We start from the raw sequence: 26,366 nt of genomic DNA on the forward strand, positions 1-26,366 counted from the left end.
TTTCATTTGCTTTATCAATTTGTATAAATTAATGTATATTTGAATTTATAGTTATTAAGGAGGGTATATGGTGAACTTTGAAGAATTGGCAATTGCTAGACGTTCCACAATGAAATTTGTACAAGGAATAGAAATCCCTGATGAGGATTTTAAAAAAATATTTGAGCTAACAAAGCTTTCTCCATCTTGTTACAATTTGCAACATACGCATTATGTTGTAATTCGTGATCAAGAGCGCAAAGAAAGATTAAAAGAGTTAGCTTTTAGGCAATATAAAGTATCGAGTGCATCTGCAGTAATACTTGTTTGTGGTGATAAGAGAGCATACCAAAATGTTGAAAATATTTATTTCGGTATGAAGGTTTTAAAGATGATTGATGAATGTGAGTATGAAGATACAATTAGGCAAACGAAAGGGTTATATGAAGGAAAAGGAGAACGCTTCATGGCAGAGGAAGCGATTAGAAATGCTTCGTTAAGTGCGATGACGTTTATGTACGCAGCTAAATATTATGGCTATGATACGTGTCCAATGATCGGTTTTGATGAAAGAGCAGTACAAAGTGAATTAAATATGCCGGAGCATATAGTGCCTGTTTTAATGATTACGATAGGAAAAAGTGATACTACTAAAACTCGCCCACGAGGATATCGAAAGCCGATTAGTGAGTTTGTTACATATGAGACATTTTAATAAAAAGTATAAAGTACTAAAAATAAAAGGGTTCTATTTAGAACCTTTTTGTTTTGCAATTGACAAATAGAATAAAGTTATATAACATATAAATCGTAATCATTACGTTTTATTTGCGATCTTTGAAAGAAAGGAGAATTACATATGCGTGTAAATATTACCTTAGCTTGTACGGAGTGCGGAGATCGTAATTACATTTCTAAAAAGAATAAAAGAAATAATCCAGAGCGCATCGAACTAAAAAAATATTGTCCACGATTAAAGCGAGTAACGTTACATCGTGAAACGAAGTAGAAGGCTAGAGATATCTCTAGTCTTTTTTTGTTTATATTTTTTGTTTATATTTTTTGTATTTATTTATTACAATTACCTTAAATTGTAATAAGGGAGCGGTATGATGAATCATAAAGATGAAGAAAGAAAAGAGCAGGTGGCTCATATTATTAACATTCCAAATGATTATAGGCTTGTTGTAGATGATCAAGAAGGTGTGGATGACCCATATCATCTATTATGGTGGGGGCATAAAGCAGATGAGGAGAGAAAAGTACAAATTACGTTGAATAGACATACGGGTAGTTTAATTGAATTTAGGATAGAGGATGAAAAAGCTTTTTCGAGCGGTGAGGAAGCGATAGAGGACAATAAAGCAAGAGTGATTGCAAATACATTCTTAAAAAAATATACAAAAGAAGGATATGAATTTTATACATATGTAACTGTTAAGCGTGACAGGCGCGGTTGGAAAGAAGTAAATTATATGCAAGAAGTGAATGGCTATCCATTGCCGAATACGGGGTGTGTTGTGCTAGTGCATCCTTTAGGTGATGTGATGCATTTTCATTATAATGGACAAAAAGCTATAGAGAAGAAACCGTTATGGCCAAGTGAAATTGTTGAGGAGAACGTCATTTTAGAAAATTTGAAAGCTAGACAAGATATGAGACTTGTATTTGTAGATTTAACACACTCTTCATGTGAGTATGAAAACGGGGAAGAAGTAAAAGGGTACCATCTTGTATATGAACCAGAGCCTAGTCATGCATTTGTTAATGCAAGTACAGGTAAAGATTTATTTGGACCCGATCATTATAGAATAGCTTCTACAGTTCCGGTTGTTAAAGGGATAACAAACAGTCAAAGGAAAGATGTGCTTGATTTAATAGATTGGGACAAAGAGAAATTTATAAAAGTAGATGAAAAAGAGGATGAGTATGAAATTCAGATGAAGTTTGTACTGAAGGAAGAATTACAAAAAGACAGAAAAGAGAAAAATTCATATTCGATGGAGGAGTTCTATAAAAAGTATTCCCAAATGTTGAAGCATGATAACTTCGTTGTAATTACTTTAGATAAAAAAACAAATCAATTACTTTCCTGTTTAATGTGGAAGGGTGAACAAGAAAGGAAAACAATCTTATCACGAGAGCAATGTTTAGACAAAGCACTTCAATTTTTGGAGCAAATTTTCCCGAATGCAACAAAGTATGTTCAACTTTGGGATAATTATGAAGAGGAAGAGGGGATAGAGAGGTTTTCCTTTTCGATATATGTAAATGACATTCATGTAGAGGGAAACTATATTATGATCAACATTAATACAGAGAATGGTGCTGTGATGCATTACTCAGGAGAATCTAGTAATGTTATAAAAGAATTGCTCACATACGAAACAACACCAAAAGTAACAAAGGAAAAAGCGTTAGAAATATACAGAGAGGCCATGCGAGTTAATTTAGAATGGTTTTTAGAAAATGAGGTAGAGGAAACGAACTACGAACTACGAACTACTGTATAAACAAACAACGGATGAAAATCATAAAGAATCCTTCGATTGTAGTCGAGAAATTCGTTATATTAATGCGCATACTGGAGAAAAAATTTGGAGTAAATAAGCTTTTTTAGAAAGAACGATTATTTTTCGTATGTATCAATTTTGTATAACCACTTCTGTACACTAGCAGGTGGTCCTTCTGTTCTCCACTTTATTTTACACATTCCACAAGAACAGTGAACTTTTCCTTTTGCAAAAATACCGGCAATTTCAGGAGTATATCCCCATGCGTGTTGTGCAATATTCATTTTTCGACGCATTGTACGTTGACGTTGATGTCTTGTATAAGCACGTGTTCTTTCAAATTTCATATTTGTAATCCCTCCTTGTAGTACAAGTAGCTTGCAAGAGCGTACAAGGAGTTCATCTCTTACAAGCTACTCGGGTACAAGAGGGAAATGAAATATTTCATATTCCACTCTCCATTCTTTTGTTTAAGTGTTTAAGTATACGCAGTGAGGCTTTATGAGACAATTATTATGCTTAAAAACATATTGGAATGATATCGTACAGACACAAACAACCTCACGCCCACATACACTTAGTAAAGACCACTATTTTGGCGGAGGTGAAAGGTTTGAGTCTATTCGCCGCAATTGGATATATGGTTCGAGAAGTGTTTGTTTTTGTTTCTTATGTGAAGAATAATGCGTTTCCGCAGCCGTTATCATCAGACGATGAGAGAAAGTACTTAGAGTTAATGGAGCAAGGTGATGCTCAAGCGAGGAATCTGTTAATTGAACATAATTTACGGCTTGTAGCTCATATCGTTAAAAAATTTGAAAACACAGGGGAAGATGCAGAAGATTTAATTTCAATTGGTACAATTGGGCTCATTAAAGCGATCGAGAGCTATTCGGCAGGAAAAGGAACAAAACTTGCGACGTATGCAGCGCGCTGTATTGAAAATGAAATTTTGATGCATTTACGTGTACTAAAGAAAACGAAAAAGGACGTTTCACTTCATGATCCGATCGGGCAAGATAAAGAGGGGAATGAAATATCGCTTATTGATATATTAAAATCAGAGTCTGAAGATGTAATTGATATGATCCAGCTTAGTATGGAGTTAGAAAAGATTAAAGAGTATATCGATATTTTAGATGAGCGAGAGAAAGAAGTAATTGTGAAGCGTTTTGGACTGGGGCTTGATAAAGAGAAAACGCAGCGGGAGATTGCAAAGGCACTCGGTATTTCCAGAAGCTACGTATCAAGAATTGAAAAGCGCGCTTTAATGAAAATGTTCCATGAATTTGTAAGAGCAGAGAAAGAGAAAAAAGCGAAAGAATAATGTACATTGCAAGCAGCCTTATTTTAAAAAGGGCTGCTTTTCTTTTTGTAAATAAGGAAAGAAAAAGAGTTGCGTTCAGAAGAAATCCATGTTCACTGTTGAAAATGACGGATTCTATCTGTAATATTAGAAGGTGCTAAACAATTTAAGAATAATACCATACTTAGTTTTCCGCATGTATAATGAACCAGTTTTATATGATATGTGGGAATAAGAACCAATTTCACATATGATATAGAAGGAAAAGAAGGGAAAGCTAAAGTTATAGGCTAATTAGGAGGTTTCGCAATTTGCGACGTACATTATATCGACTTATGATCGAACTTACAAATGGTCGTTTTACTTCTTATATATTACGTAAATTTGCACAATCTCGTTTGAGCTCTATCATTATTTCATCGTATGCGAAAGTTTTTCAAATTAATCAAGATGAGATGGAAAAGGGTTTGAAGGAATATAGAACATTGCATGAATTATTTACGCGTAAGCTAAAAGAAGGAAAGCGTAGTATTGATACAGATGCATCGAGTATCGTTAGTCCTGTTGATGGTGTTTTTGCTGATCACGGTCCTATTGAGGACACAAAAACATTTGATATTAAAGGCAAGCGTTATTCGATTGTGGATATGCTAGGTAATGAAGAACGTGCAAAGCGATATGCAGGTGGTACATACATGGTTATTTATTTAAGTCCAAGTCATTATCATCGTATTCATAGTCCACTTTCGGGTTCTGTGACTGAAAGATTTGTACTCGGTAGAAAATCATATCCGGTAAATGCAGCTGGTATGGAATACGGGAAAGAACCATTGTCAAAAAATTATCGTTCTGTTACAGAAGTGAATAGTGACGGCGAACATATGGCGCTTGTAAAAGTAGGAGCTATGTTTGTTAATAGTATTGAGCTGCTACATGAAAGAAGTACTGTTCAAAAAGGTGAAGAAATGGCATACTTTACATTTGGTTCAACAGTTGTGTTATTGTTTGAAAAAGATATGATAGAAGTAGTGCAGAATTTGAAGAGTGGACAAGAGCTTCGTCTCGGTGAAAAAATTGCTACTCGATTGGCTCATAAGTAAAGAAAAGATTTAATAACTGTAAGCAAGAGTTATGGACAAAGATGCTTAATGATGAAGTTCCCGAGATGGGAGTACTTGTTTATTCGAGAGCCATCGCAGGATGGCTCTTTTTACAAGTTAGCTAATTAAAAATTCACTTTATATGTAATTAAGACGATTTGACCAGCTTGTCCTCTAATGAGCGTCTAATAATTTCTTGTTTTATAAGTAAAATGAAGTCGGGATTTAATTTTAGTTCTTTTGCTTTATAATAAGACTCAGTGAGTAACTCGGTAGATAACTGTTCCATATGCTTTGTTTTCAAGGTGAGTCACCTCCTAATAATATAAGGATTGATTCGTTGTTGCATTTAATGTACCAAAAAAATATGACAGTCACAAACGAGTGGTTATCCACATACCTAGGTGGATAAAATGTGTATAGATTGTTAGTAAATTCCAAATTGACTGAAAAATTAATGTGGAAAATGTGTACAATTTTATCCACAGGTTAAATATCGAAATATGTTGTCGAAAAATTTTTATGAAAACTCCTCAAAGAGGTGAAAGAAATTGAAGCTATTTTTACCAAATGAATATGTGAAGAATGTATATCATGTTCAACCAGAAGATTTGAAAAAACGTGGAATTAAAGGCGTTATTACTGATTTAGATAACACTTTAATTGAATGGGATCGTCCAAATGCAACGCCGCAACTTGAAGAGTGGTTTTTGAAAATGAAAGAGCTAGGCATTCAAGTAACGGTCGTTTCAAATAATAATGAGCAACGAGTAAAAGACTTTGCTGATCCATTAGGTATCCCATTTATTCATAGTGCGCGTAAACCATTTGTTCGTGCATTTAAGCGTGCGATGCAAGAGATGCACCTGCAACCAGATGAAGTTGTAGTAATTGGGGATCAGTTACTAACAGATGTTCTAGGTGGAAACCGAGTGGGACTTCATACGATTTTAGTTGTACCGGTAGCACAAACGGACGGATTAGTAACGCGCTTTAATCGAAAAATTGAACGAAGAATTATGAAAAACATGAAGAAAAAAGGTTTAATTAACTGGGAGGAATAGAGTTTGACTGAAACAATTAAATGTATTGGTTGCGGTGTAGAAATTCAAACAGAAGATAAAAATGAAGTAGGATATGCTCCGGCCTCATCTTTAGAGAAAGAACAAGTAATTTGTCAACGCTGTTTTCGTTTAAAGCATTATAACGAAATTCAAGATGTATCATTAACAGATGATGATTTCCTACGTATTTTAAATGGAATTGGAAATTCGGATGCGTTAGTAGTTAAGATTGTAGATATTTTTGATTTTAATGGTAGCTGGTTACCTGGCTTACATCGTTTCGTCGGAAATAATAAGGTATTACTTGTTGGGAATAAAGCGGATTTAATTCCTAAGTCAGTAAAACATGATAAAGTAAAGCATTGGATGCGTTATAGTGCAAAGCAGCTAGGATTAAAGCCAGAAGATGTCTTTTTAATTAGTGCAGCGAAGGGACAAGGGATTGCTGAGCTGGCAGATGCTATTGAGTATTACCGCGGCGGAAAAGATGTTTACGTTGTTGGATGTACGAATGTAGGAAAATCAACATTTATTAATCGTATGATTAAAGAATTTAGTGATGAGACTGAAAATGTAATTACAACATCCCATTTCCCAGGAACAACGCTTGATTTAATTGATATTCCATTAGATGAAGAATCGTCTTTATATGATACGCCAGGTATTATTAACCACCATCAAATGGCTCATTATGTTGGAAAAGAAAGCTTAAAGCTTATTACACCAACAAAAGAAATTAAGCCGATGGTGTTCCAATTAAATGAAGAACAAACATTGTTCTTTAGTGGACTGGCACGTTTTGATTATGTAAGTGGTGGTCGTCGTGCATTTACTTGTCACTTCTCGAATCGTTTAACAATCCATCGTACAAAGCTTGAGAAAGCAGATGAATTGTATAAAAATCATGCTGGGGATTTACTAAGCCCACCAACACCAGAAGAATTAGCAAATATGCCAGAGCTAGTGAAATACGAGTTTAATATTCGTGAACCAAAAACGGATGTTGTATTCTCTGGATTAGGATGGGTTACTGTGAACGAACCAGGAGCAAAAATTGTTGCACACGTACCAAAAGGAGTAAGTGTTTCATTACGTAAATCTTTAATTTAATATGGAGAGGGATTTATGAAACAATTATATGGTGTAATCGGAAATCCAATTGGACATTCACTATCACCCGTTATGCATAACGATGCATTTGAACACTTGAATATGGATGCCCATTATCAGGCATTTCTTGTTAAAGAGGAAGTGCTAGGGGAAGCAGTAAGAGGTTTAAAAGCATTAGGTATTTCAGGATTTAATGTAACAACTCCGCACAAAGTTGCTATTATGGATTATTTGGATGAGACTGACCCGCTAGCAAAACAAATTGGTGCAGTAAATACAGTGGTTCATAAGGATGGAAAATTGATTGGCTACAATACAGATGGAATTGGTTTTGTCCGAGCACTGCAGTCAATTAGTAGTGAACCACTTCAAGAGAAACGTATTTTATTGATTGGCGCAGGTGGTGCTAGTCGAGCTATTTATTTTTCTCTTGCTGATGTAGGTGTAAAAGAGATTGATGTAGCTAATCGTACAGTAGATAAGGTGAAAGAACTTATTGCTGCATGTACGACTACTGTTCATTCTGTGGCTTTATCGTTAGAAAAAGCCACAGAAGAACAAGGAAATTATGATATTATCATTCAGACGACAACAATAGGTATGCATCCACGCGTTGAACATACGCCATTACAAATTTCTTCGTTAAAAAAAGGAACGATTGTATCAGATATAATCTATAATCCATTTGAAACGAAAATTTTATGTGAGGCAAAAGAGCAAGGTGCAGTGATTCAAAATGGTATTGATATGTTTGTTTATCAAGGGGCGCTTGCATTTGAAATGTGGACAGGGCGTGTACCGAATATCGATAGAATGAAACAATTAGTTATAAGAAAGCTTGGAGGCTAACATATATGTTAACAGGAAAACAAAAAAGATTTTTACGTGCACAAGCACATCATTTAACACCAATTTTTCAAGTAGGAAAAGGTGGAGTAAATGAAAATATGATTAAACAAATCGCAGATACTTTAGAAGCTCGTGAGTTATTTAAAGTAAGTGTGCTACAAAACTGTGAATTCGATCGTCGTGAAGTTGCAGAAGAACTTGCAAAAGGCGCACGTGCTGAAATCGTTCAAGTAATTGGAAGTACAATCGTTTTATACAAAGAATCTAGAGAAAATAAGCAAATTAAGCTTCCTCGATAAAAAGACAAGCATATGCTATTTTTATCGCTAGTGCGTAATGATGTAGAGAGCGAAACCAATTGAACTTTTATTAACAGTAAACTCTCTTCGAATAGAAATGAAGAGAGTTGCTGTACGTAAAAGGAAGGGGCGTTTCTTTTGAGAAAAATTGGCATCATTGGCGGTACATTTGATCCGCCACATTATGGGCACTTGCTCATTGCAAATGAAGTATATCACGCTTTGAATTTAGAAGAAGTATGGTTCTTACCGAACCAAATTCCGCCGCATAAACAAGGGCGGAATATTACAAGTGTAGAAAGTCGCTTACAAATGTTAGAGCTTGCGACTGAGGCAGAGGAACATTTTTCTATTTGTTTAGAAGAGCTAAGCAGGAAAGGCCCATCTTATACGTATGACACTATGCTACAATTGACGAAGAAGCACCCGGATGTGCAGTTTCACTTTATTATTGGTGGAGATATGGTTGAGTATTTACCGAAGTGGTATAACATTGAGGTGTTACTTGATCTTGTAACGTTTGTTGGAGTCGCAAGACCTGGTTATACATTGCATACACCTTATCCTATCACCACTGTGGAAATTCCGGAGTTTGCAGTTTCTTCATCTTTATTACGTGAGAGATATAAAGAGAAGAAAACATGCAAATATTTACTTCCTGAAAAAGTACAGGTATATATCGAGAGGAATGGGTTGTATGAATAGTGAGAAAGCACTTCATATTGTCAAACAACAAATGCATGAAAAACGTTATATACACACAATTGGTGTAATGGAGACAGCAATTGAACTTGCTAAGTTATACGGTGTGGATGAAAAAAAAGCTGAAGTTGCAGCTATATTCCATGATTATGCGAAGTGTAGAGCGATTTCAGAAATGGAAGAGATCATTAAAAGTGAAGATTTGCCGAAAGATTTACTTTGTTATAACAAAGAGTTATGGCATGCACCTGTTGGGGCATACTTAGTAGAAAAAGAAGTAGGCATTACGGATCCTGAAATCCTGCAAGCTATTACATATCATACAAGTGGTCATGAGAAAATGACGATGTTAGATAAAGTAATTTATGTAGCAGATTACATTGAGCCTGGTCGGAAGTTTCCAGGAGTGGAGGAAGCTCGTAAACTCGCATATGCGGATATAAATCAAGCTTTATTATTTGCATTAAAGAGAACAATTCAATTTTTAATGGAAAAAAATCAAACGATTTATCCATTAACATTCCAAACATACAACGCAGTTATCAAGGAGGAAATGAGTAAATGAAAGATAAAGATTTATTAGTATTAGCGGCAAAAGCAGCTGATGATAAGAGAGCAGAAGATATGGTTGTCCTAAATATGCAAGGTATTTCACCAATTGCAGATTATTTCATTATTTGTCACGGTAACTCAGATAAGCAAGTGCAAGCAATTGCGCGTGAAATTAAAGCGAAAGCACACGAGTTCCAAATCGACGTACAACGTATGGAAGGTTTTGACGAAGCACGTTGGGTATTAGTTGACCTTGGAGATGTAGTTGCTCATGTATTCCATAAAGATGAGCGTAATCACTATAATTTAGAGCGTCTATGGGGCGATGTGCCACGTGAAGATATTACAGACGAGCTAGACCAATGAAATACGAACAATTTGCATTGTTGTACGACGAATTAATGAATGATGTCCCTTATGAGAAATGGGTAGAATTCACAGAGGAAAGTTTACAGCAAGCGGATATGAAAGAGGCAAAGATTCTTGATGTAGCATGCGGTACTGGTAATGTAACACTTCCACTTGTACAAAAGGGTTACGATTTAATCGGTGTCGATCTTTCAGAAGAAATGTTAACAGTCGCTCAGCAAAAACTAGGCGGAGAAGGATATTTTATTCCTTTTTACCAACAAGACATGCGAGAACTTGATGTTCCAGGTGAGTTTGACTGTGTAACGATCTTTTGTGATTCATTAAATTATGTATTGCAAGAAGATGGAGTGCAAGAAACGTTTAGAAGAGTGTTTCACCATTTACGTCAAGATGGTTTGTTTTTATTTGATGTACATTCTTTATATAAAATACATCATGTATTTCAAAATGAAACATACACAGTGAATGGAGAGGAAATCTCTCTTATTTGGAATTGCTTCCCTGGTGAAGAATCAAATAGTGTAGAACATGATTTAACATTCTTTGTTCAAGATCCAGAAGAAGATGTGTACCATCGTTTTGATGAATGTCACGTGCAACGTGCATATCCGGTTGAAGAGTTAACGAAATGGCTTGAAGAGGCTGGTTTTACAGTACTTCGCGTAACTGGTGATTTTGAGCGACTTGAAGTTACAGAACAAACAGAGCGTATTTTCTTCATGGCGAAGAAAAACGGATAAAGTGAAACTTTAATCAGCGGGGGGCTTCACCCTCCGCTGATTATTAGTTGAACCAATCGGGCTTTTACGGGCAGTTGATCCCTCACTGAACTTCTTTGCTTTCGCTGAGTTTTGAGGTGGGGATCTTACTGGCCGGCAAATAGCGGGATAAAACAAAAGCAACCGAGAAGGTTGCTTTTGTTTTGTAAAGAAGCTGTAATTTTAGTTCTAGAATAATAAGAAGATGGTATACGTGAAGTGTGAAAATGCTAGTTTAAGTGAAAATATAATGTAAAAAAGTAAGTATTGATAAAAAGGATTTGGAATGACGATGACGTATTTATTATGTGTGCTTATTGAATTGCTGATCAACGCATTTTAAATCCTCATCAAATTTCTCGTGTGTCCGCTCGATTAATTTATGAAACATATCCCCAACATGTTCTTCTAAAACACGAATACCTTCTCCTGTAACGCCGCCTTTAACACATACTTTTTCTTGTAAAGTAGGCAATGTGAAAATCCCTTTTTCAAGTAGTTTCCCCATTCCAACGACCATTTCACTTACTAAAGTAGTGGCTTCTTCATGTGTAATATTTGTTTTATCTACAGCAGCGTTAATGAAACATTGTAATAAATAACTAAAGAATGCAGGACCACAGCTTGCTATATCAGATGAAACGCGCGTTATATCTTCTTCTATTACAAGGGGAGTAGAAATTTTTTTGAATAGGCGAAATAGTTTTTGTTGCCACTCTTCAGAGCAGTGATTTCCAAATGTAAATAGTGATGCGCCAGACAGAGCGCGGTTTGTAATACTCGGAATAATACGTGCGACGTGGCAAGGTACAAGTGTCTCTAATTGTGATGGAGATATTGGACTTGTGATAGAAACTAAGCACTTTTCATCAGAAAAATGTTCAGCGTATTTTTGTAGGATCGGGTATATATCTATCGGCTTTACGCAAATAAAAATAAGATGTGATCGTTCGATTACTTCATCAATAGTTTTGGCTATATGAACAGAAGGGTATTTTTCCTTTATATGATATGCTTTGGCTGGCGTTCGATTAATAATTGTAAGGCACGAAGGTTTGACAGCACGGGTTTCTAAAAATGCATCGATTAGTATATTCCCCATGTTCCCTGTCCCTATAATTCCTATGTTCAATGTTTCATCCCTCCTTCGTAACAGCTTTCTCCTAAACAATATGAATGATGTTATAAATTTATGATTAGAGGTGTAAAATGATGTGGGATTTTCCAAAGAAATGGTTAGGATTAGTAGCTATTATTGGAATTGTACTTTTTCTTCTTTTCTGGAAAACGAACCAGCATACAGAGCGATCGGTCATTACAACGGATGTGCAAGCGAAAGAGATAGAGAAAAAAAGTAAACCGAAAATATCGGATACAAAGCAGCAGAAAAAAATAATTATAATTGATATGAAAGGGGCTGTTGTTAAAGAGGGAGTGTATGAAATGAAAGAAGGGGACCGGGTCAAGGATGCTATTGAAAAGGCAGGTGGTTTTTTGCCCGAGGCAGATAGGAAAAAGGTAAATTTAGCGCAAGTGGTACAAGACCAAATGATCCTTTATGTGCCGGATAAAAACGAACAAGTGCAAGAAGGGGCTGCTGTTTCAAAGGGGGAGGGGAAAGTTCAAATAAATGTAGCTTCTAAAGAACAACTTGAAAAAATTACAGGTATCGGTTCTAGGAAAGCAGAAAGTATTTTGAAATATCGTGAGGAACATGGTCCGTTTCAGAAAATAGAAGATTTATTAGAGATTGATGGGATTGGTGTGAAGTCTCTGGAAAAAATAAAAGATCAAATTATTATTCCGTAAAAGATTGACGAAGTTTTTCTTCATTCGCTACACTACAAGTAGACAAAAAAGTAGGTGAAAAATATGGAACGAATTTCATGGGATCAATATTTTATGACACAAAGCCATTTACTATCTCTACGTAGTACATGTACAAGGCTTGCGGTAGGAGCGACAATTGTTCGTGATAAACGAATTATTGCTGGTGGATATAATGGTTCAATTAAAGGTGGTGTACATTGTATAGATGATGGATGCTACGTTATTGATAATCATTGTGTTCGTACAATTCATGCGGAAATGAATGCTTTATTACAATGCGCAAAGTTTGGTGCGAAAACGGAGGACGCGGAAATTTACGTTACGCATTTCCCTTGTTTACAATGCTGTAAGGCAATTATTCAAAGTGGTATTACAGCAGTTTATTATGCACAGGATTATAAAAATCATCCGTATGCCGTAGAGTTATTTGAAAAAGCGAATGTGACAGTGAAGCATGTTCCGCTAGAATATGATATTGCAGCGTTAGAGGATCAAAAGCGTCATATGGAGTTAAAAGAACTATTTGCATCTTTAGAAAAAGAGAACTTATCAATGGAAGAATTACAACATGTATTCACGAAAGCAAAAATGATGCTATAAGGAGTGAGTATGAGTTGCATGGACAATGGGGCTATGTTGCAATCTCATTTATAATAGGGATTGCAATCGCCTTTTCCTCTTCGGTTGCACTACTGATGTGTTGTTTCGTTTTTTATGTTTTCTTTTGTTTATATCGTACTTCGCGTAAAACCTTCTTTTTTTGTATGATAGCGTGTTTTAGTGGCGCTATGTACACTACGTATGTTCAAGGACAAAATAAGCCTCTAGGAGATCCCTACGGACTTACAAGAGGAGTAATACAAAACACACCTCTTATTAACGGAGATCGCTTATCATTTCAAGTTGAAGATCAGAATAAAAATATAGTGCAGTTAAGTTACAAAATTAAATCAGCCTTGGAAAAGAAACAACTGCGACAATTACATGCAGGAGTATCATGTATATTCGAAGGTGAGAGGAAAGAACCGCAAGTAGCCCGTAATTTTCATGGTTTTAATTACCGTGATTATTTGTATAGGCAAAATATTCATTTCACATTTGATGCTACATATATTTCTGAATGCCATAAAACATCATTGTCACTCGTGCAACGGATTCTTCTTTTGAGGCAGCAAGCAATCTCGGGAGTTACAGAAATGTTTCCAGAGCAATCAGGTGCTTTTATGAATGCGTTAGTATTTGGTGATAGACTACAAATGACATTTGAAGTTGAAGAGCGATATCAACAATTTGGTCTTGTACATTTGTTGGCAATTTCAGGGTCGCATATCGTATTGTTAATGGTAATTGTGTATTTTATTTTGCTAAGAAGTGGTGTGACGAGGGAGATAGCAACATTATGTCTTATCTTCTTTATTCCTATATATATGATTTTTGCAGGAGCATCACCGTCTGTTATAAGAGCTTCTATAACAGGAGTTTTGATGTTGAGTGCTTTCATATGTTCTCTTCGTTTGTCTAGCTTCGATGCTTTAAGTGTAACGGCTATATGTATGCTTATATATGATCCATATCTTATTTATAATATTGGGTTTCAATTTTCTTTTGTTGGTAGTTTTGCTTTACTTTTGTCTGCCCCGCTTTTACTAGAGAGTAGTAATGGAGTGATCCGAAATTCTATTTATATTTCTCTTATTTCACAGCTCGTTAGTACTCCGATTTTGTTATATCACTTCGGTTATTTTTCTCCATATAGTATTTTTCTGAACATCCTATACGTTCCGTTTTTATCCCTCGTTGTATTACCGTGTAGTATTGTTATTTTGGTATGTATACCAATCATTCCATTTCTTGCAAAAGGAATTGCGAATGTACTATCAATAGGTTTGAATCTTTCTAATGATTTTTTAATTTATTGTGAAAGCTTACCATTTATCCGCCTTAATTTCGGGCAAACACCTATACTTCTTGTAGCTCTATATTGTGTGAGTATAGTTAGTATATTGATGGTTTGGGAAAGGCGAATATCGAAGGGGATTATGTTTATAGCTTCGGGTATATTTCTTTTTATTTGTACATGTCATTATGTATATCCGTATTTTCGGGAAAGCGGAAGTGTTACATTTCTTGATGTTGGACAGGGAGATGCAATATTAATTCGCCTCCCGTACGATAAAGAGATTTACCTCATTGATACCGGTGGAACAATTCGTGTAAACAAGGAAGAATGGCAGCGGAAAAAGCATGAATTTTCAGTCGGAAATGATATTTTAATTCCTTATTTACAAAAGGAAGGCATTAAAACGATCGATAAATTAATCGTAACGCATGGAGATGCGGACCATATAGGTGCTGCGGAAGAGTTATTATCAAATATAACCGTAAAAGAAGTTGTATTTGGCCGAAAGCAACAAGATGCAGTATTAGAAACAGTAATAAAGAAACAGGCGTTAGAAAAGGAAGTGAAAATAAGGGAAGTGGGAGAAGGGGAGAGTTGGAGTGTAAATGAAGCGGAATTTTTTGTACTAGCTCCAACGGGAAAAGAAAGAAGTGAAAATAACGCTTCAATTGTAATATGGGCAAAATTAGGAGGGGTAACGTGGCTGTTTACAGGTGATTTAGAAGAAGAAGGAGAGAAGGTTTTAGTAGCTACGTACCCAGATTTACGGGCGGATGTTTTAAAGGTTGCTCATCATGGGAGTAACACGTCGTCTATAGTGCCTTTTCTGAGCGCCGTACAGCCTAATATAGCGATTATTTCTGCCGGTGAGCGTAATAAGTATGGGCACCCTCATAAGGAAGTTATAGAGCGTTTTGAGAAGATGGGGATTGAAATATGGCGCACGGATAAGCAAGGTGCTATTTCCTATATTTTTAAAGGGGAACACGGAACCTTTCATAGCAAAATCACATATGATGAAACACATAATAGATAAAAAGAAGACTGCCAGTAAGCAGCAGTCTTTAAGAACCAATAAATTTAATAACAGTTGCAATGATGAAAAGTGTTGCGAAAAAACCAAATGAGACGATAAATCCTACCCCTGAATCAATAGCGTCATTGCGTTTACTTTGAACGTTTTGTTCAAAATCATTCATTTAGAATCCCTCCCCAACATTCCACTTTAGTATAAAATATTGTCAGAAAAAAATCTACAATTTCCATATGAAGAGAAATCGAGTGTTTTTACTACTTTTAAATCAGGAAGTAACGTGAGTTTTTTGTTTCCAAGCATGTTAACAGTTGGCACTTATACTCGAATTTTTATTGTGAATAATAAAGGGAAGGTGATTACCGCACACCAATAAGAAACCCGGGGCTTATTGCGTGGCGTTTAATATAAATAAAGGGACGGGTTATACAGCCTGTTCCTTTGTACTTGTAAAACAAAAGCTAGGGCATTAGTATAAATATATATTGCCAAGTTAGGGAGTAGGAAAAAGTATGAGTAGTGATATACATAAAAAGATTAAAAAGAAGCAGTTTGCTCCGTTGTATTTACTGTATGGAACGGAAGCGTTTTTTATAAATGAAACGATAAAGCTTATTACAACAGAAGCGCTTGAAGAGGAAGATCGTGAGTTTAATGTTGTGACATATGATTTAGAAGAAGCGTATTTAGAAGATGTGGTTGAGGATGCACGTACACTTCCTTTTTTTGGAGAACGTAAAGTGCTATTAATAAAATCACCACTATTTTTAACTGCACAAAAAGAAAAGTTAGAGCAAAACATAAAGATTTTAGAAGAATATATTGGAGAGCCTTCTCCATTTTCTATTCTTGTTTTTGTTGCGCCTTACGAAAAGCTGGATGAACGAAAAAAAATTACAAAATTATTAAAGAAAACAGCGGATATAGTAGAAGCAAATACGATGCAGGTGCAGGATGTTCAGAAGTGGATTGTTGCTCGTGCAGATGAAGTGCATGTACACATTGATAATGCAGCTGTTAGTTTATTGTTAGAGCTTGTAGGAAGTAATGTAACGATGTTGGCGAAGGAAATGGACAAGTTAACGTTATATGTCGGTATGGGCGGAGAGATTACATCGAAACTTGTTGCCGAGCTTGTGCCAAAATCAGTTGAACAAAATGTGTTTGCTTTAACAGAAAAAGTGGTGAAAAAAGATATCGCGGGTGCGATGCAAATTTTGGATGGATTATTTACGCAGCAAGAGGAACCGATTAAATTGCTTGCGTTATTAGTAAGTCAATTCCGCTTGCTGCATCAAGTGAAAGAGTTACAGCAACGTGGTTATGGACAAAATCAAATTGCTTCTCATATTGGTGTGCATCCATATCGTGTAAAGTTAGCGATGAATCAAACGAAGTTTTTCTCTTTTGAGGAACTAAAGAAAGTGATTATAGAATTAGCGGAAGCTGATTATAGTATGAAGACAGGAAAGATGGATAAGAAGCTTGTACTTGAGTTTTTCTTGATGCGGTTAAATCATATGTGATGTTACAAAAAAAGTTCACGTTACCAAGTAACGTGAACTTTTTTGTATATAAAAAAACGACCCAAATGGATCGTTTTTTAAACGCCTTACGCGTTTACTTGTTTCGCTAAGCGAGATTTTTGACGAGCTGCAGCGTTTTGGTGGATAAGACCTTTACGAGCTGCTTTGTCAAGTTTTTTAGAAGCAGTTTTGAAAGCTTCTTTAGCAGTTTCAAGATCGTTATTAGTAACTAAAGCTTCTACAGTTTTAACAGCAGAACGCATGTCAGACTTGATAGAAGCGTTATGTGCACGACGCTCTTCGCTAAGTTTAGCGCGTTTGATAGCAGATTTGATGTTTGCCATACTTTTCACCTCCCTGGTGCAATCGAATGACTCGATTCTTACATAGAACAAGTGATATTCTATCAAACGGTGAAGAGAATTGCAATAGTATATCAATGAAATTTCACGTAAAGGAAAGAATGACCTTATATAACTTTGGGAAATCTAACGATATTTACTATGAATTACGGAGGAGATACGATGAAAGAACCATTAGATTTAAGTAAATATAGCGTTAGAACTGACCTTGCTGTAGAGGCGCATCAAATGTTACAAGAGCGCCAAGAAGAACAAAATGGAATACAAGGAGTCATTGTAAAAGAGAGGGAAGAAGAAGGTGTTACCATTACAAAAGTAACGATTGATGAAGTTGCGTCTGAATCGATGGGTAAAAAACCTGGAAATTATTTAACGCTTGAAGTACAAGGTATACGTCAACAAGATACGGAACTGCAACAAAAAGTAGAGCGCGTTTTTGCGAAAGAATTTTCTTATTTCCTAGAAGAGGTTGGTGTTACGAAAGAAGCGAGCTGCTTGGTCGTCGGCCTTGGGAATTGGAATGTAACGCCAGATGCACTTGGACCGATAGTGGTAGAAAATGTATTGGTAACGAGACATTTGTTTCAACTGCAGCCTGAAAGTGTAGAAGAAGGGTTTAGACCTGTTAGTGCAATTCGTCCTGGGGTAATGGGGATTACAGGAATTGAAACAAGCGATGTTATTTATGGGATTATTGAGAAGACCAATCCGGACTTTGTCATTGCAATTGATGCGTTAGCTGCCCGTTCTATTGAACGAGTAAATAGTACGATACAAATTTCTGATACAGGAATTCATCCTGGATCTGGTGTTGGGAATAAACGTAAGGAGCTAAGTAAAGAAACATTAGGAATTCCTGTTATTGCTATTGGTGTTCCGACTGTAGTTGATGCCGTTTCGATTACAAGCGATACAATTGATTTTATTTTGAAGCACTTTGGAAGAGAGATGAAAGAGGGACATAAGCCATCAAGATCTTTATTACCTGCGGGATTTTCATTTGGAGAAAAGAAAAAATTAACAGAAGAAGATATGCCGGATGAAAAAAGCCGAAATATGTTTTTAGGTGCTGTAGGTACACTGGAAGATGAAGAGAAGAGAAAATTAATTTATGAAGTGTTATCTCCTCTTGGCCATAATTTAATGGTGACTCCGAAAGAAGTGGATGCTTTCATAGAGGATATGGCAAATGTAATAGCGAGTGGGTTAAATGCAGCGCTGCATCATCAAATTGACCAAGATAATACAGGGGCATACACACATTGATGGGAAGAGATGATAATAGTTTAAGTCACTTTTCACTTTTATGTATATGTAGTACAGCTATATGTTTACTTATGGTGATAGCAGGGGTGTCACTTGCTAATCATGGTTTAAAAAGTATGAAAGGTTATCAGCAAATGTCATATGAACAAATAGCACATATGACAGGAACAGAGGGTGCGGTTGCTGAATTAGAAATTTCGGGAAGTTCGTTTTCGACAATTGAGAAACAAAAACAATTAGAAAGCTTGAGAAGTTTTAATGTTGTAGAAGGAATTGGTATGGCGATAGCAAGTGTTTCTTATGAAGTAACAAAGTTTGGGGTAGATATAGTTGTTGGGAAAGTAAAAGAAATTTTTAGTTAAGAGTCAAACGGAGGACGGTTGTTTTACAGATTTGTAAGACAGCCGTTTTTTAATTTGAAAAAGGTTTGTCTCTTATGGTTTGTTCGCATAAGATATAGATAGAATGATTTGTATCGTAAGCAGCACGAGTTTTCATTGAATCTTTGTTGCTCTATTGATATAATCAGTGCTAGTGTATATTGGCGAGACTATTAGGAGTTGAGAACATAGATGAACAAAGAAGAAAGAGCAAAAAGACAGTCCAAAATTCGTAATTTCTCTATCATTGCTCATATTGACCACGGAAAGTCAACGTTAGCAGACCGTATTTTAGAGAAAACAAACGCGTTAACACAACGTGAAATGAAAGCTCAATTGCTTGACTCTATGGATTTAGAGCGTGAGCGTGGTATTACAATTAAATTAAACGCAGTACAATTAAACTATACAGCAAAAGACGGTGAAGAATATATTCTTCACTTAATTGATACACCAGGACACGTCGACTTTACGTACGAAGTATCACGTAGTTTAGCGGCTTGTGAAGGCGCAATTCTTGTAGTGGATGCAGCACAAGGTATTGAAGCGCAAACATTAGCGAACGTATACTTAGCGCTTGATAATAATTTAGAGATTTTACCGGTTATTAACAAAATTGACTTACCAAGTGCAGACCCGGAGCGTGTACGTCAAGAGGTAGAAGATGTAATTGGTTTAGATGCATCAGAAGCTGTACTTGCTTCAGCAAAAGCTGGGATTGGTATTGAAGAAATTTTAGAACAAATTGTTGAGAAAGTACCAGCACCAACAGGTGATTCAGAAGATCCGTTACAATGTATGATTTTCGACTCTTTATATGATCCGTATCGCGGTGTAATTGCTTATATCCGTGTTGTAAATGGAACGGTAAAAGTTGGCGATAAAGTACGTATGATGGCAACTGGTAAAGAATTTGAAGTAACAGAAGTAGGTGTATTTACACCGAAGACTACGCAACGTGACGAGTTAACAGTAGGTGATGTAGGTTTCTTAGCAGCATCGATTAAAAATGTTGGTGACACACGTGTTGGTGATACGATTACACACGCGAAACGTCCAGCTGCAGAGCCGTTAGCAGGTTATCGTAAATTAAACCCAATGGTATTCTGTGGTTTATATCCGATTGATTCTGCGCGTTACAACGACTTACGTGATGCGTTAGAAAAATTAGAGTTAAATGATTCTGCACTTGAGTTTGAACCAGAAACATCTCAAGCGCTAGGATTTGGTTTCCGCTGTGGTTTCTTAGGACTTCTTCACATGGAAATCATTCAAGAACGTATTGAACGTGAATTTAAGATTGATTTAATTACAACAGCGCCAAGTGTTATTTATAAAGTTTATTTAACAAACGGTGAAGATGTTATTGTTGATAATCCATCTAATATGCCAGATCCACAGTCTATCGATCGTGTAGAAGAGCCGTTTGTGAAGGCTTCAATTATGGTTCCGAATGACTATGTTGGAGCTGTAATGGAAATTTGCCAAGGTAAACGTGGAACGTTTATTGATATGCAATATTTAGATGAAACACGTGTTACATTAACGTATGAAATCCCGTTATCAGAAATCGTATATGATTTCTTCGATCAGTTGAAATCAAATACGAAAGGGTATGCATCATTTGATTACGAGTTAATTGGTTATAAACCATCTAAACTTGTGAAAATGGATATTCTTTTAAATAATGAACAAGTGGATGCTTTATCATTTATCGTACACCGTGATTCAGCGTATGACCGCGGTAAAGTAATCGTAGAAAAATTAAAAGAATTAATTCCAAGACAACAGTTCGAAGTGCCGATTCAGGCGACTATCGGGAACAAAGTTGTAGCGCGTTCTACAATTAAGGCGATGCGTAAAAACGTACTTGCAAAATGTTACGGTGGTGACATTTCTCGTAAGCGTAAACTTCTTGATAAGCAAAAAGAAGGTAAAAAACGTATGAAGTCTGTTGGTTCTGTAGAGGTACCGCAAGAAGCGTTCATGGCTGTACTGAAAATGGATGACAACTAATATTTACTTGTTATATAAAAAAGAAGCCGTTTATACGGCTTCTCTTTTTGTATCATTACTTTTTAGACATCTGAGTATCTCTCAATTACAATAGTGAGAGATGCTTTTTAGTTCATACAGAGTTAGGAGTTTGTTAATGTCCGAAAATATTCGAAAAGATATTCATGAGAAGATACAAAATGGTAATTTTAATTGTGAAAAGGAATTAACCCTTTCTATTATTAGCGGGAAGTGGAAAGTTGTGATACTGTGGCATCTTGGTGTAGAAGGGCCTCATCGTTTTAGTGAATTACAACGATTATTCCCAAACATTTCTCATAAAGTTTTGTCGAACCAATTAAAAGAGTTAATGGAAGATGGGATTGTTGATCGAACAGTATACCCAGAAATTCCTCCACGAGTGGAGTATTATATGACGGAATTAGGCATGTCGCTTTTACCAATCGTTGAAATGATGTATGATTGGGGAAAAATGCGAATGGAACAAATTCGTAATACGTTAGAGAAGTAAAGAACCCTCCCGAGTGCGGAGGTTTTCTTTTTAGAAAGGTAGGAGTTATATTTGGTACAAGCTGCATATATTCATATTCCGTTTTGTCAGCATATTTGTCACTATTGTGATTTTAATAAAGTGTTCATTGAACGCCAACCGGTTGATCAATATTTAGATTATCTAGAGAAAGAAATAATAAACACGGTTCAAAAAGTACCGTTTGATAGTATGAAAACGATTTTTGTTGGTGGGGGAACTCCGACAGCGTTAAATATGGAACAGACAAAAAAGCTACTCGATATTATTAACCGTCGTTTGCGTCCGTTTGCTCCGAATTGTGAATTAACATTTGAAGCGAATCCAGGTGACTTGCCGAAAGAGAAGTTAAACGTATTGCTAGAAGGTGGAGTGAACAGAATTAGTTTTGGTGTGCAAACATTCCGAGATGAACTGCTTGAGAAAATTGGACGCAAACATACAAGGGAAGATGCCTTTGTAGCGATTAGAGAAGCACAGGAAGTGGGCTTCAAAAATATTAATATAGATATTATTTATGCTTTGCCAGGACAAACGATAGAAGACGTAAAGGAAACATTAGATATTGCTTTTACGCTTGGTATACAACATTTCTCGGCATATTCATTAATTGTGGAACCGAAAACAGTGTTTTATAACTTAATGAATAAGGGGAAATTACGTCTTCCAGGTGAAGATCACGAAGCGAAAATGTACGAAATGGTAATGGATGAAATGGAGAAACATGGTTATAAGCAGTATGAAATTAGCAATTTCTCAAAAGGTGATAATGAAAGTAGACATAATCTCACATACTGGAATAATGAAGAGTATTATGGATTTGGAGCTGGGGCTCATAGTTATGTAAATGGAGAGCGTATCCAAAATGTAGGGCCACTGAAGCAATATTTCAATAAGATTGATGAAACAGATTTTCCATATTTAGACGTCCACGCAGTGACGGAGAAAGAAAGAATGGAAGAAGAACTGTTCTTAGGGCTTCGAAAAACAAAAGGTGTATCTAAAATGGCGTTCCAAAAGAAATTTGATATGGAGATGGATCAAGTTTTCGCGAAGCAGTTGCAAAGTAATCAAGAACAAGGGTTGCTTGAAGAGGGAGACGGATACGTGCGTTTAACACGAAAAGGAAAATTATTAGGGAATGAAGTGTTCCAGTCATTTTTGATTGATTAAATAAATGTTCTATAAACGTGAAAAAGTTTCATTATTTCGTGACGTTTCCGTTGACAATTGAATGTCAATTTTGGTAAGTTATTAATAGATTTAGCACTCGAAGACAAAGAGTGCTAACAGAGGTGATGATGAGATGCTTACGGAACGTCAGCTCTTAATTTTACAAACAATTATTGATGACTTTATTGGATCAGCGCAGCCGGTTGGTTCTAGAACGTTGGCTAAAAAAGATGAAATTACATTTAGTTCAGCTACTATTCGAAATGAAATGGCGGACTTAGAAGAATTAGGTTTTATTGAAAAAACGCACAGTTCTTCTGGCCGTGTTCCTTCTGAGAAGGGATACCGATTTTATGTAGACCATCTTTTAGCGCCGCAAAACTTACCGAAAGCTGAAATTGTACAAATTAAAGATTTATTTGCTGAAAGAATTTTTGAAGCGGAAAAAATTGCACAGCAATCGGCTCAAATTCTATCAGAACTTACGAATTATACGGCCATTGTTCTTGGACCGAAGTTAAGCACAAATAAACTTAAAAATGTACAAATTGTGCCGCTTGATCGTCAAACTGCAGTCGCTATTATTGTAACTGATACAGGGCATGTACAAAGTAAAACGATTACCGTTCCGGAATCTGTTGATTTATCAGATTTAGAAAAAATGGTTAATATTTTAAATGAAAAGCTATCGGGTGTACCGATGGAAGAACTGCATAATAAAATCTTTAAGGAGATTGTTACAGTTTTACGTGGGTATGTTCATAATTACGATAGTGCAATAAAAATGTTAGATGGTACATTTCAAGTTCCGTTATCGGAAAAGATATACTTTGGAGGAAAAGCAAATATGCTTTCGCAACCAGAGTTCCATGACATTCACAAAGTAAGATCCTTGCTGACGATGATTGATAATGAAGCTGAGTTTTATGATATTTTGCGTCATAAACAAGTCGGTATTCAAGTGAAAATTGGTAGGGAAAACTCTGCGACAGCCATGGAAGATTGTAGTTTAATTTCTGCAACGTATTCGATTGGAGAAGAGCAGCTTGGAACGATTGCTATTTTAGGTCCGACGAGAATGCAATACTCTCGTGTAATTAGTTTGTTGCAGTTATTTACGAGACAATTTACTGATGGACTTAAAAAGTAAATGAGAGTAATACATTCGCTCAAGTAATGGCATTTTCATTGCTGTGTGTAATATATAATACTTAGGTAATCATGCTATGCATGATACCTAATACCTTTTAAGGAGGTGAATATTGTGGAAGAGCGTAACGAACAAGTGGTAGAAGAAGTAAAAGAAGCGCAAGTTGAAGAAGCTGTCACGCCAGAAAACAGTGAAGAAACTGTAGAAGAAAAAAGTGAGGCTGCTCTTTTACAAGAAAAAGTAGATGAGTTACAAGCGAAACTAACGGAAACGGAAGGTCGCACATTACGTCTACAAGCTGATTTTGAAAATCATAAGCGTCGTGTCCAAATGGATAAACAGGCTGCTGAAAAATATAGAGCGCAAAGTCTAGTTTCAGACATCTTGCCAGCCCTTGATAATTTTGAAAGAGCGATGCAAGTGGAAGCAAGTGATGAGCAAACGAAATCCTTATTACAAGGTATGGAAATGGTGCATCGTCAATTGCTAGAAGCGTTGGCTAAAGAAGGTGTGGAAGTGATTGAAGCTGTTGGTAAACAGTTTGATCCTAATGAACACCAAGCTATTATGCAAGTGGAAGACAGTGAATTTGAATCAAACGCGGTAGTTGAAGAATTCCAAAAAGGTTATAAACTAAAAGACCGTGTGATTCGCCCATCAATGGTAAAAGTAAATCAATAATTTACATAAAAGTAGGAGGATTCGCCATGAGTAAAATTATCGGTATTGACTTAGGTACAACAAACTCTTGTGTAGCTGTTATGGAAGGTGGAGAACCAAAGGTTATCCCAAATCCAGAAGGAAACCGTACAACACCTTCTGTTGTAGCTTTCAAAAATGAAGAGCGTCAAGTTGGGGAAGTTGCAAAGCGTCAAGCAATTACAAACCCAAATACAATCATGTCTGTTAAACGTCATATGGGTACAGACTACAAAGTAGAAGTTGAAGGTAAAGATTATACACCACAAGAAATTTCTGCAATCATTTTACAAAACCTAAAAGCTTCTGCTGAAGCATACTTAGGTGAAACAGTAACGAAAGCTGTTATTACAGTACCTGCATACTTCAACGATGCAGAACGTCAAGCAACAAAAGATGCTGGTCGTATCGCTGGTTTAGAAGTTGAGCGTATCATTAACGAACCAACAGCAGCAGCGCTTGCTTACGGTTTAGAAAAACAAGATGAAGAGCAAAAAATCTTAGTATATGACTTAGGTGGCGGTACATTTGACGTATCTATCCTTGAGTTAGCAGACGGAACATTCGAAGTTATTTCAACTGCTGGTGACAACCGTCTTGGTGGAGATGACTTTGACCAAGTTATTATTGACCACTTAGTAGCTGAATTCAAAAAAGAAAATAACATTGATTTAAGCCAAGATAAAATGGCACTTCAACGTCTGAAAGATGCAGCTGAAAAAGCGAAAAAAGATCTTTCTGGTGTAACACAAACACAAATTTCATTACCATTCATTAGTGCTGGAGCTGCTGGTCCATTACACTTAGAATTAACATTAACAAGAGCGAAATTTGAAGAGATTTCAGCAAGTCTTGTTGAAAGAACGTTAGAGCCAACTCGTCGTGCATTAAAAGACGCTGGTTTTGCTCCAAGTGAATTAGATAAAGTTATCCTTGTTGGTGGGTCTACTCGTATCCCAGCTGTACAAGAAGCTATTAAACGTGAGACTGGTAAAGAACCATATAAAGGTGTAAATCCTGATGAAGTTGTAGCATTAGGTGCTGCAGTTCAAGGTGGCGTACTTACTGGTGATGTAGAAGGCGTACTATTATTAGATGTAACTCCACTTTCTTTAGGTATTGAAACTATGGGTGGCGTGTTCACGAAATTAATCGAGCGTAACACTACAATTCCAACAAGTAAGTCACAAGTATTCTCAACAGCTGCTGATAACCAACCAGCAGTAGATATTCACGTATTACAAGGTGAGCGTCCAATGTCAGCTGACAACAAAACATTAGGTCGTTTCCAATTAACAGACCTTCCACCAGCACCACGTGGTATTCCACAAATCGAAGTAACATTCGATATTGATGCGAACGGTATTGTTAACGTACGTGCGAAAGATTTAGGAACAAGCAAAGAGCAAGCTATTACAATCCAATCTTCTTCAGGTCTTTCTGATGAAGAAGTAGATCGTATGGTACAAGAAGCAGAAGCAAACGCTGACGCTGACCAAAAACGTAAGGAAGAAGTTGAACTTCGTAACGAAGCTGACCAACTTGTATTCCAAACAGATAAAGTTGTAAAAGATTTAGAAGGTAAAGTGGATGCGGCTGAAGTTGCAAAAGCAACAGAAGCGAAAGAAGCATTACAAGCTGCGATTGAGAAGAACGAGCTTGAGGAAATCCGTGCGAAAAAAGACGCTTTACAAGAAATCGTACAACAATTAACTGTTAAATTATACGAGCAAGCTCAAGCAGCTGCAGGGCAAGCAGAAGGTGCACAAGGAGCACAAGATGCTGGCGCGAAGAAAGACAATGTAGTAGACGCAGAGTTTGAAGAAGTAAAAGAAGATAAGTAATAATAAATAAGTAAGATGACAAAAAGTCAAAGTCAAGCGTGCCTTGGCTTTGGC

The 26,366-nt window shown here is 36.3% G+C and carries 29 protein-coding genes and 1 pseudogene; 25 read left to right on the top strand and 5 right to left on the bottom strand.

Translation table 11 applies throughout. The features are described from left to right. Positions 1-67: 67 nt before the first annotated feature. The 3 genes and pseudogenes from ACQVV1_RS03395 to ACQVV1_RS03405 all read left to right on the top strand — a co-directional run bounded on the left by ACQVV1_RS03395 (position 68) and on the right by ACQVV1_RS03405 (position 2,589). Positions 68-694, top strand: coding sequence for a nitroreductase family protein (locus ACQVV1_RS03395; RefSeq protein WP_242252283.1), 627 nt, complete (start codon positions 68-70; stop codon positions 692-694). Positions 695-838: 144 nt separating this feature from the next. Further along, positions 839-988 (top strand): 50S ribosomal protein L33, encoded by a 150-nt coding sequence (rpmG, locus tag ACQVV1_RS03400; RefSeq protein WP_001265617.1) that lies wholly within the window; start codon positions 839-841, stop codon positions 986-988. Positions 989-1,088: 100 nt separating this feature from the next. Further along, positions 1,089-2,589, top strand: a pseudogene (locus tag ACQVV1_RS03405) (YcdB/YcdC domain-containing protein). 19 nt (positions 2,590-2,608) lie between these two features. Here ACQVV1_RS03405 and ACQVV1_RS03410 read toward each other — a convergent pair. Then, positions 2,609-2,839 carry a hypothetical protein gene (locus ACQVV1_RS03410; protein ID WP_242252281.1) on the bottom strand — a complete coding sequence of 77 codons (231 nt, stop codon included), beginning with the start codon at positions 2,837-2,839 and terminating at the stop codon, positions 2,609-2,611. A gap of 266 nt (positions 2,840-3,105) precedes the next feature. Between ACQVV1_RS03410 and sigK the strand changes: the two genes are divergently transcribed. Beyond that, the gene (sigK, locus tag ACQVV1_RS03415) at positions 3,106-3,819 is read left to right on the top strand and encodes an RNA polymerase sporulation sigma factor SigK (RefSeq protein WP_000051382.1); all 714 of its coding nucleotides are present in this window, start codon (positions 3,106-3,108) and stop codon (positions 3,817-3,819) included. 290 nt (positions 3,820-4,109) lie between these two features. Continuing rightward, entirely contained in the window at positions 4,110-4,898 is a 789-nt protein-coding gene (locus tag ACQVV1_RS03420; protein WP_063222905.1) for a phosphatidylserine decarboxylase, read from the top strand. 148 nt (positions 4,899-5,046) lie between these two features. On the opposite strand, the gene ACQVV1_RS03425 is transcribed toward ACQVV1_RS03420, so the two are convergent. Continuing rightward, a complete protein-coding gene (locus tag ACQVV1_RS03425; protein ID WP_000850094.1) occupies positions 5,047-5,202 on the bottom strand; it encodes a sporulation histidine kinase inhibitor Sda in 156 nt (51 codons plus the stop codon). A gap of 247 nt (positions 5,203-5,449) precedes the next feature. Between ACQVV1_RS03425 and ACQVV1_RS03430 the strand changes: the two genes are divergently transcribed. The 8 genes from ACQVV1_RS03430 to ACQVV1_RS03465 all read left to right on the top strand — a co-directional run bounded on the left by ACQVV1_RS03430 (position 5,450) and on the right by ACQVV1_RS03465 (position 10,586). Then, positions 5,450-5,962, top strand: coding sequence for a YqeG family HAD IIIA-type phosphatase (locus ACQVV1_RS03430; RefSeq protein ID WP_063222906.1), 513 nt, complete (start codon positions 5,450-5,452; stop codon positions 5,960-5,962). A gap of 3 nt (positions 5,963-5,965) precedes the next feature. Beyond that, a complete protein-coding gene (gene yqeH, locus ACQVV1_RS03435; protein ID WP_060632327.1) occupies positions 5,966-7,072 on the top strand; it encodes a ribosome biogenesis GTPase YqeH in 1,107 nt (368 codons plus the stop codon). 15 nt (positions 7,073-7,087) lie between these two features. Next, on the top strand, positions 7,088-7,921 hold the full coding sequence (gene aroE, locus ACQVV1_RS03440) for a shikimate dehydrogenase (protein ID WP_242252280.1): 834 nt from the start codon (positions 7,088-7,090) through the stop codon (positions 7,919-7,921). Positions 7,922-7,926: 5 nt separating this feature from the next. Beyond that, a complete protein-coding gene (gene yhbY / locus ACQVV1_RS03445) occupies positions 7,927-8,220 on the top strand; it encodes a ribosome assembly RNA-binding protein YhbY (RefSeq protein WP_000955224.1) in 294 nt (97 codons plus the stop codon). Between the two features lie 138 nt (positions 8,221-8,358). After that, positions 8,359-8,925, top strand: a complete 567-nt coding sequence (gene nadD / locus ACQVV1_RS03450; RefSeq protein ID WP_242252278.1) for a nicotinate-nucleotide adenylyltransferase — start codon at positions 8,359-8,361, stop codon at positions 8,923-8,925. Next, positions 8,918-9,487, top strand: a complete 570-nt coding sequence (gene yqeK, locus ACQVV1_RS03455; RefSeq protein WP_242252277.1) for a bis(5'-nucleosyl)-tetraphosphatase (symmetrical) YqeK — start codon at positions 8,918-8,920, stop codon at positions 9,485-9,487. The genes nadD and yqeK overlap by 8 nt, the downstream gene beginning before the upstream one ends. Further along, on the top strand, positions 9,484-9,840 hold the full coding sequence (gene rsfS / locus ACQVV1_RS03460) for a ribosome silencing factor (RefSeq protein ID WP_063222910.1): 357 nt from the start codon (positions 9,484-9,486) through the stop codon (positions 9,838-9,840). The genes yqeK and rsfS overlap by 4 nt, the downstream gene beginning before the upstream one ends. Further along, positions 9,837-10,586, top strand: a complete 750-nt coding sequence (locus tag ACQVV1_RS03465; RefSeq protein ID WP_063222911.1) for a class I SAM-dependent DNA methyltransferase — start codon at positions 9,837-9,839, stop codon at positions 10,584-10,586. The genes rsfS and ACQVV1_RS03465 overlap by 4 nt, the downstream gene beginning before the upstream one ends. A 322-nt stretch (positions 10,587-10,908) precedes the next feature. Here the strand turns inward: ACQVV1_RS03465 and comER are convergent, their stop codons facing one another. Continuing rightward, positions 10,909-11,736 (bottom strand): late competence protein ComER, encoded by an 828-nt coding sequence (gene comER, locus ACQVV1_RS03470; RefSeq protein ID WP_242252276.1) that lies wholly within the window; start codon positions 11,734-11,736, stop codon positions 10,909-10,911. A 77-nt stretch (positions 11,737-11,813) separates the two neighbouring features. Here comER and comEA point away from each other — a divergent pair, with 77 nt between their 5' ends. The 3 genes from comEA (at position 11,814) to ACQVV1_RS03485 (ending at position 15,370) form a co-directional block, all read left to right on the top strand. Beyond that, positions 11,814-12,413 (top strand): competence protein ComEA, encoded by a 600-nt coding sequence (gene comEA, locus ACQVV1_RS03475; protein ID WP_309259340.1) that lies wholly within the window; start codon positions 11,814-11,816, stop codon positions 12,411-12,413. Between the two features lie 63 nt (positions 12,414-12,476). Beyond that, positions 12,477-13,034: a ComE operon protein 2 gene (locus tag ACQVV1_RS03480; protein WP_063222914.1), complete on the top strand. Its 558-nt coding sequence runs from the start codon at positions 12,477-12,479 to the stop codon at positions 13,032-13,034. 14 nt (positions 13,035-13,048) lie between these two features. Continuing rightward, entirely contained in the window at positions 13,049-15,370 is a 2,322-nt protein-coding gene (locus ACQVV1_RS03485) for a DNA internalization-related competence protein ComEC/Rec2 (RefSeq protein ID WP_242252274.1), read from the top strand. 28 nt (positions 15,371-15,398) lie between these two features. On the opposite strand, the gene ACQVV1_RS03490 is transcribed toward ACQVV1_RS03485, so the two are convergent. After that, the gene (locus ACQVV1_RS03490) at positions 15,399-15,533 is read right to left on the bottom strand and encodes a YqzM family protein (protein ID WP_000997609.1); all 135 of its coding nucleotides are present in this window, start codon (positions 15,531-15,533) and stop codon (positions 15,399-15,401) included. Positions 15,534-15,879: 346 nt separating this feature from the next. Here ACQVV1_RS03490 and holA point away from each other — a divergent pair, with 346 nt between their 5' ends. Continuing rightward, positions 15,880-16,893: a DNA polymerase III subunit delta gene (gene holA / locus ACQVV1_RS03495; RefSeq protein WP_063222916.1), complete on the top strand. Its 1,014-nt coding sequence runs from the start codon at positions 15,880-15,882 to the stop codon at positions 16,891-16,893. A gap of 86 nt (positions 16,894-16,979) precedes the next feature. Here holA and rpsT read toward each other — a convergent pair whose 3' ends face one another. Further along, entirely contained in the window at positions 16,980-17,237 is a 258-nt protein-coding gene (gene rpsT / locus ACQVV1_RS03500; RefSeq protein ID WP_060632317.1) for a 30S ribosomal protein S20, read from the bottom strand. 180 nt (positions 17,238-17,417) lie between these two features. Between rpsT and gpr the strand changes: the two genes are divergently transcribed. From gpr to dnaK, 8 genes are all read left to right on the top strand, one after another. Then, on the top strand, positions 17,418-18,521 hold the full coding sequence (gene gpr / locus ACQVV1_RS03505; protein ID WP_063222917.1) for a GPR endopeptidase: 1,104 nt from the start codon (positions 17,418-17,420) through the stop codon (positions 18,519-18,521). Beyond that, on the top strand, positions 18,518-18,883 hold the full coding sequence (locus ACQVV1_RS03510; protein ID WP_242252273.1) for a YqxA family protein: 366 nt from the start codon (positions 18,518-18,520) through the stop codon (positions 18,881-18,883). The genes gpr and ACQVV1_RS03510 overlap by 4 nt, the downstream gene beginning before the upstream one ends. A 210-nt stretch (positions 18,884-19,093) precedes the next feature. Then, on the top strand, positions 19,094-20,917 hold the full coding sequence (lepA, locus tag ACQVV1_RS03515; protein WP_060632314.1) for an elongation factor 4: 1,824 nt from the start codon (positions 19,094-19,096) through the stop codon (positions 20,915-20,917). Between the two features lie 136 nt (positions 20,918-21,053). Then, positions 21,054-21,428, top strand: a complete 375-nt coding sequence (locus tag ACQVV1_RS03520; protein ID WP_060632313.1) for a winged helix-turn-helix transcriptional regulator — start codon at positions 21,054-21,056, stop codon at positions 21,426-21,428. 51 nt (positions 21,429-21,479) lie between these two features. Next, complete coding sequence (hemW, locus tag ACQVV1_RS03525; RefSeq protein WP_242252272.1) at positions 21,480-22,619, top strand: radical SAM family heme chaperone HemW; 1,140 nt, start codon at positions 21,480-21,482, stop codon at positions 22,617-22,619. 133 nt (positions 22,620-22,752) lie between these two features. After that, positions 22,753-23,769 carry a heat-inducible transcriptional repressor HrcA gene (gene hrcA, locus ACQVV1_RS03530; protein WP_060632311.1) on the top strand — a complete coding sequence of 339 codons (1,017 nt, stop codon included), beginning with the start codon at positions 22,753-22,755 and terminating at the stop codon, positions 23,767-23,769. 114 nt (positions 23,770-23,883) lie between these two features. After that, the gene (grpE, locus tag ACQVV1_RS03535) at positions 23,884-24,450 is read left to right on the top strand and encodes a nucleotide exchange factor GrpE (RefSeq protein WP_063222920.1); all 567 of its coding nucleotides are present in this window, start codon (positions 23,884-23,886) and stop codon (positions 24,448-24,450) included. A gap of 26 nt (positions 24,451-24,476) precedes the next feature. Next, positions 24,477-26,312: a chaperone protein DnaK gene (gene dnaK / locus ACQVV1_RS03540; protein WP_063222921.1), complete on the top strand. Its 1,836-nt coding sequence runs from the start codon at positions 24,477-24,479 to the stop codon at positions 26,310-26,312. Positions 26,313-26,366: the final 54 nt, after the last annotated feature.

It is taken from the genome of Bacillus basilensis (genome assembly GCF_050630465.1).
Taxonomy (GTDB): Bacteria; Bacillota; Bacilli; order Bacillales; family Bacillaceae_G; genus Bacillus_A; species Bacillus_A basilensis.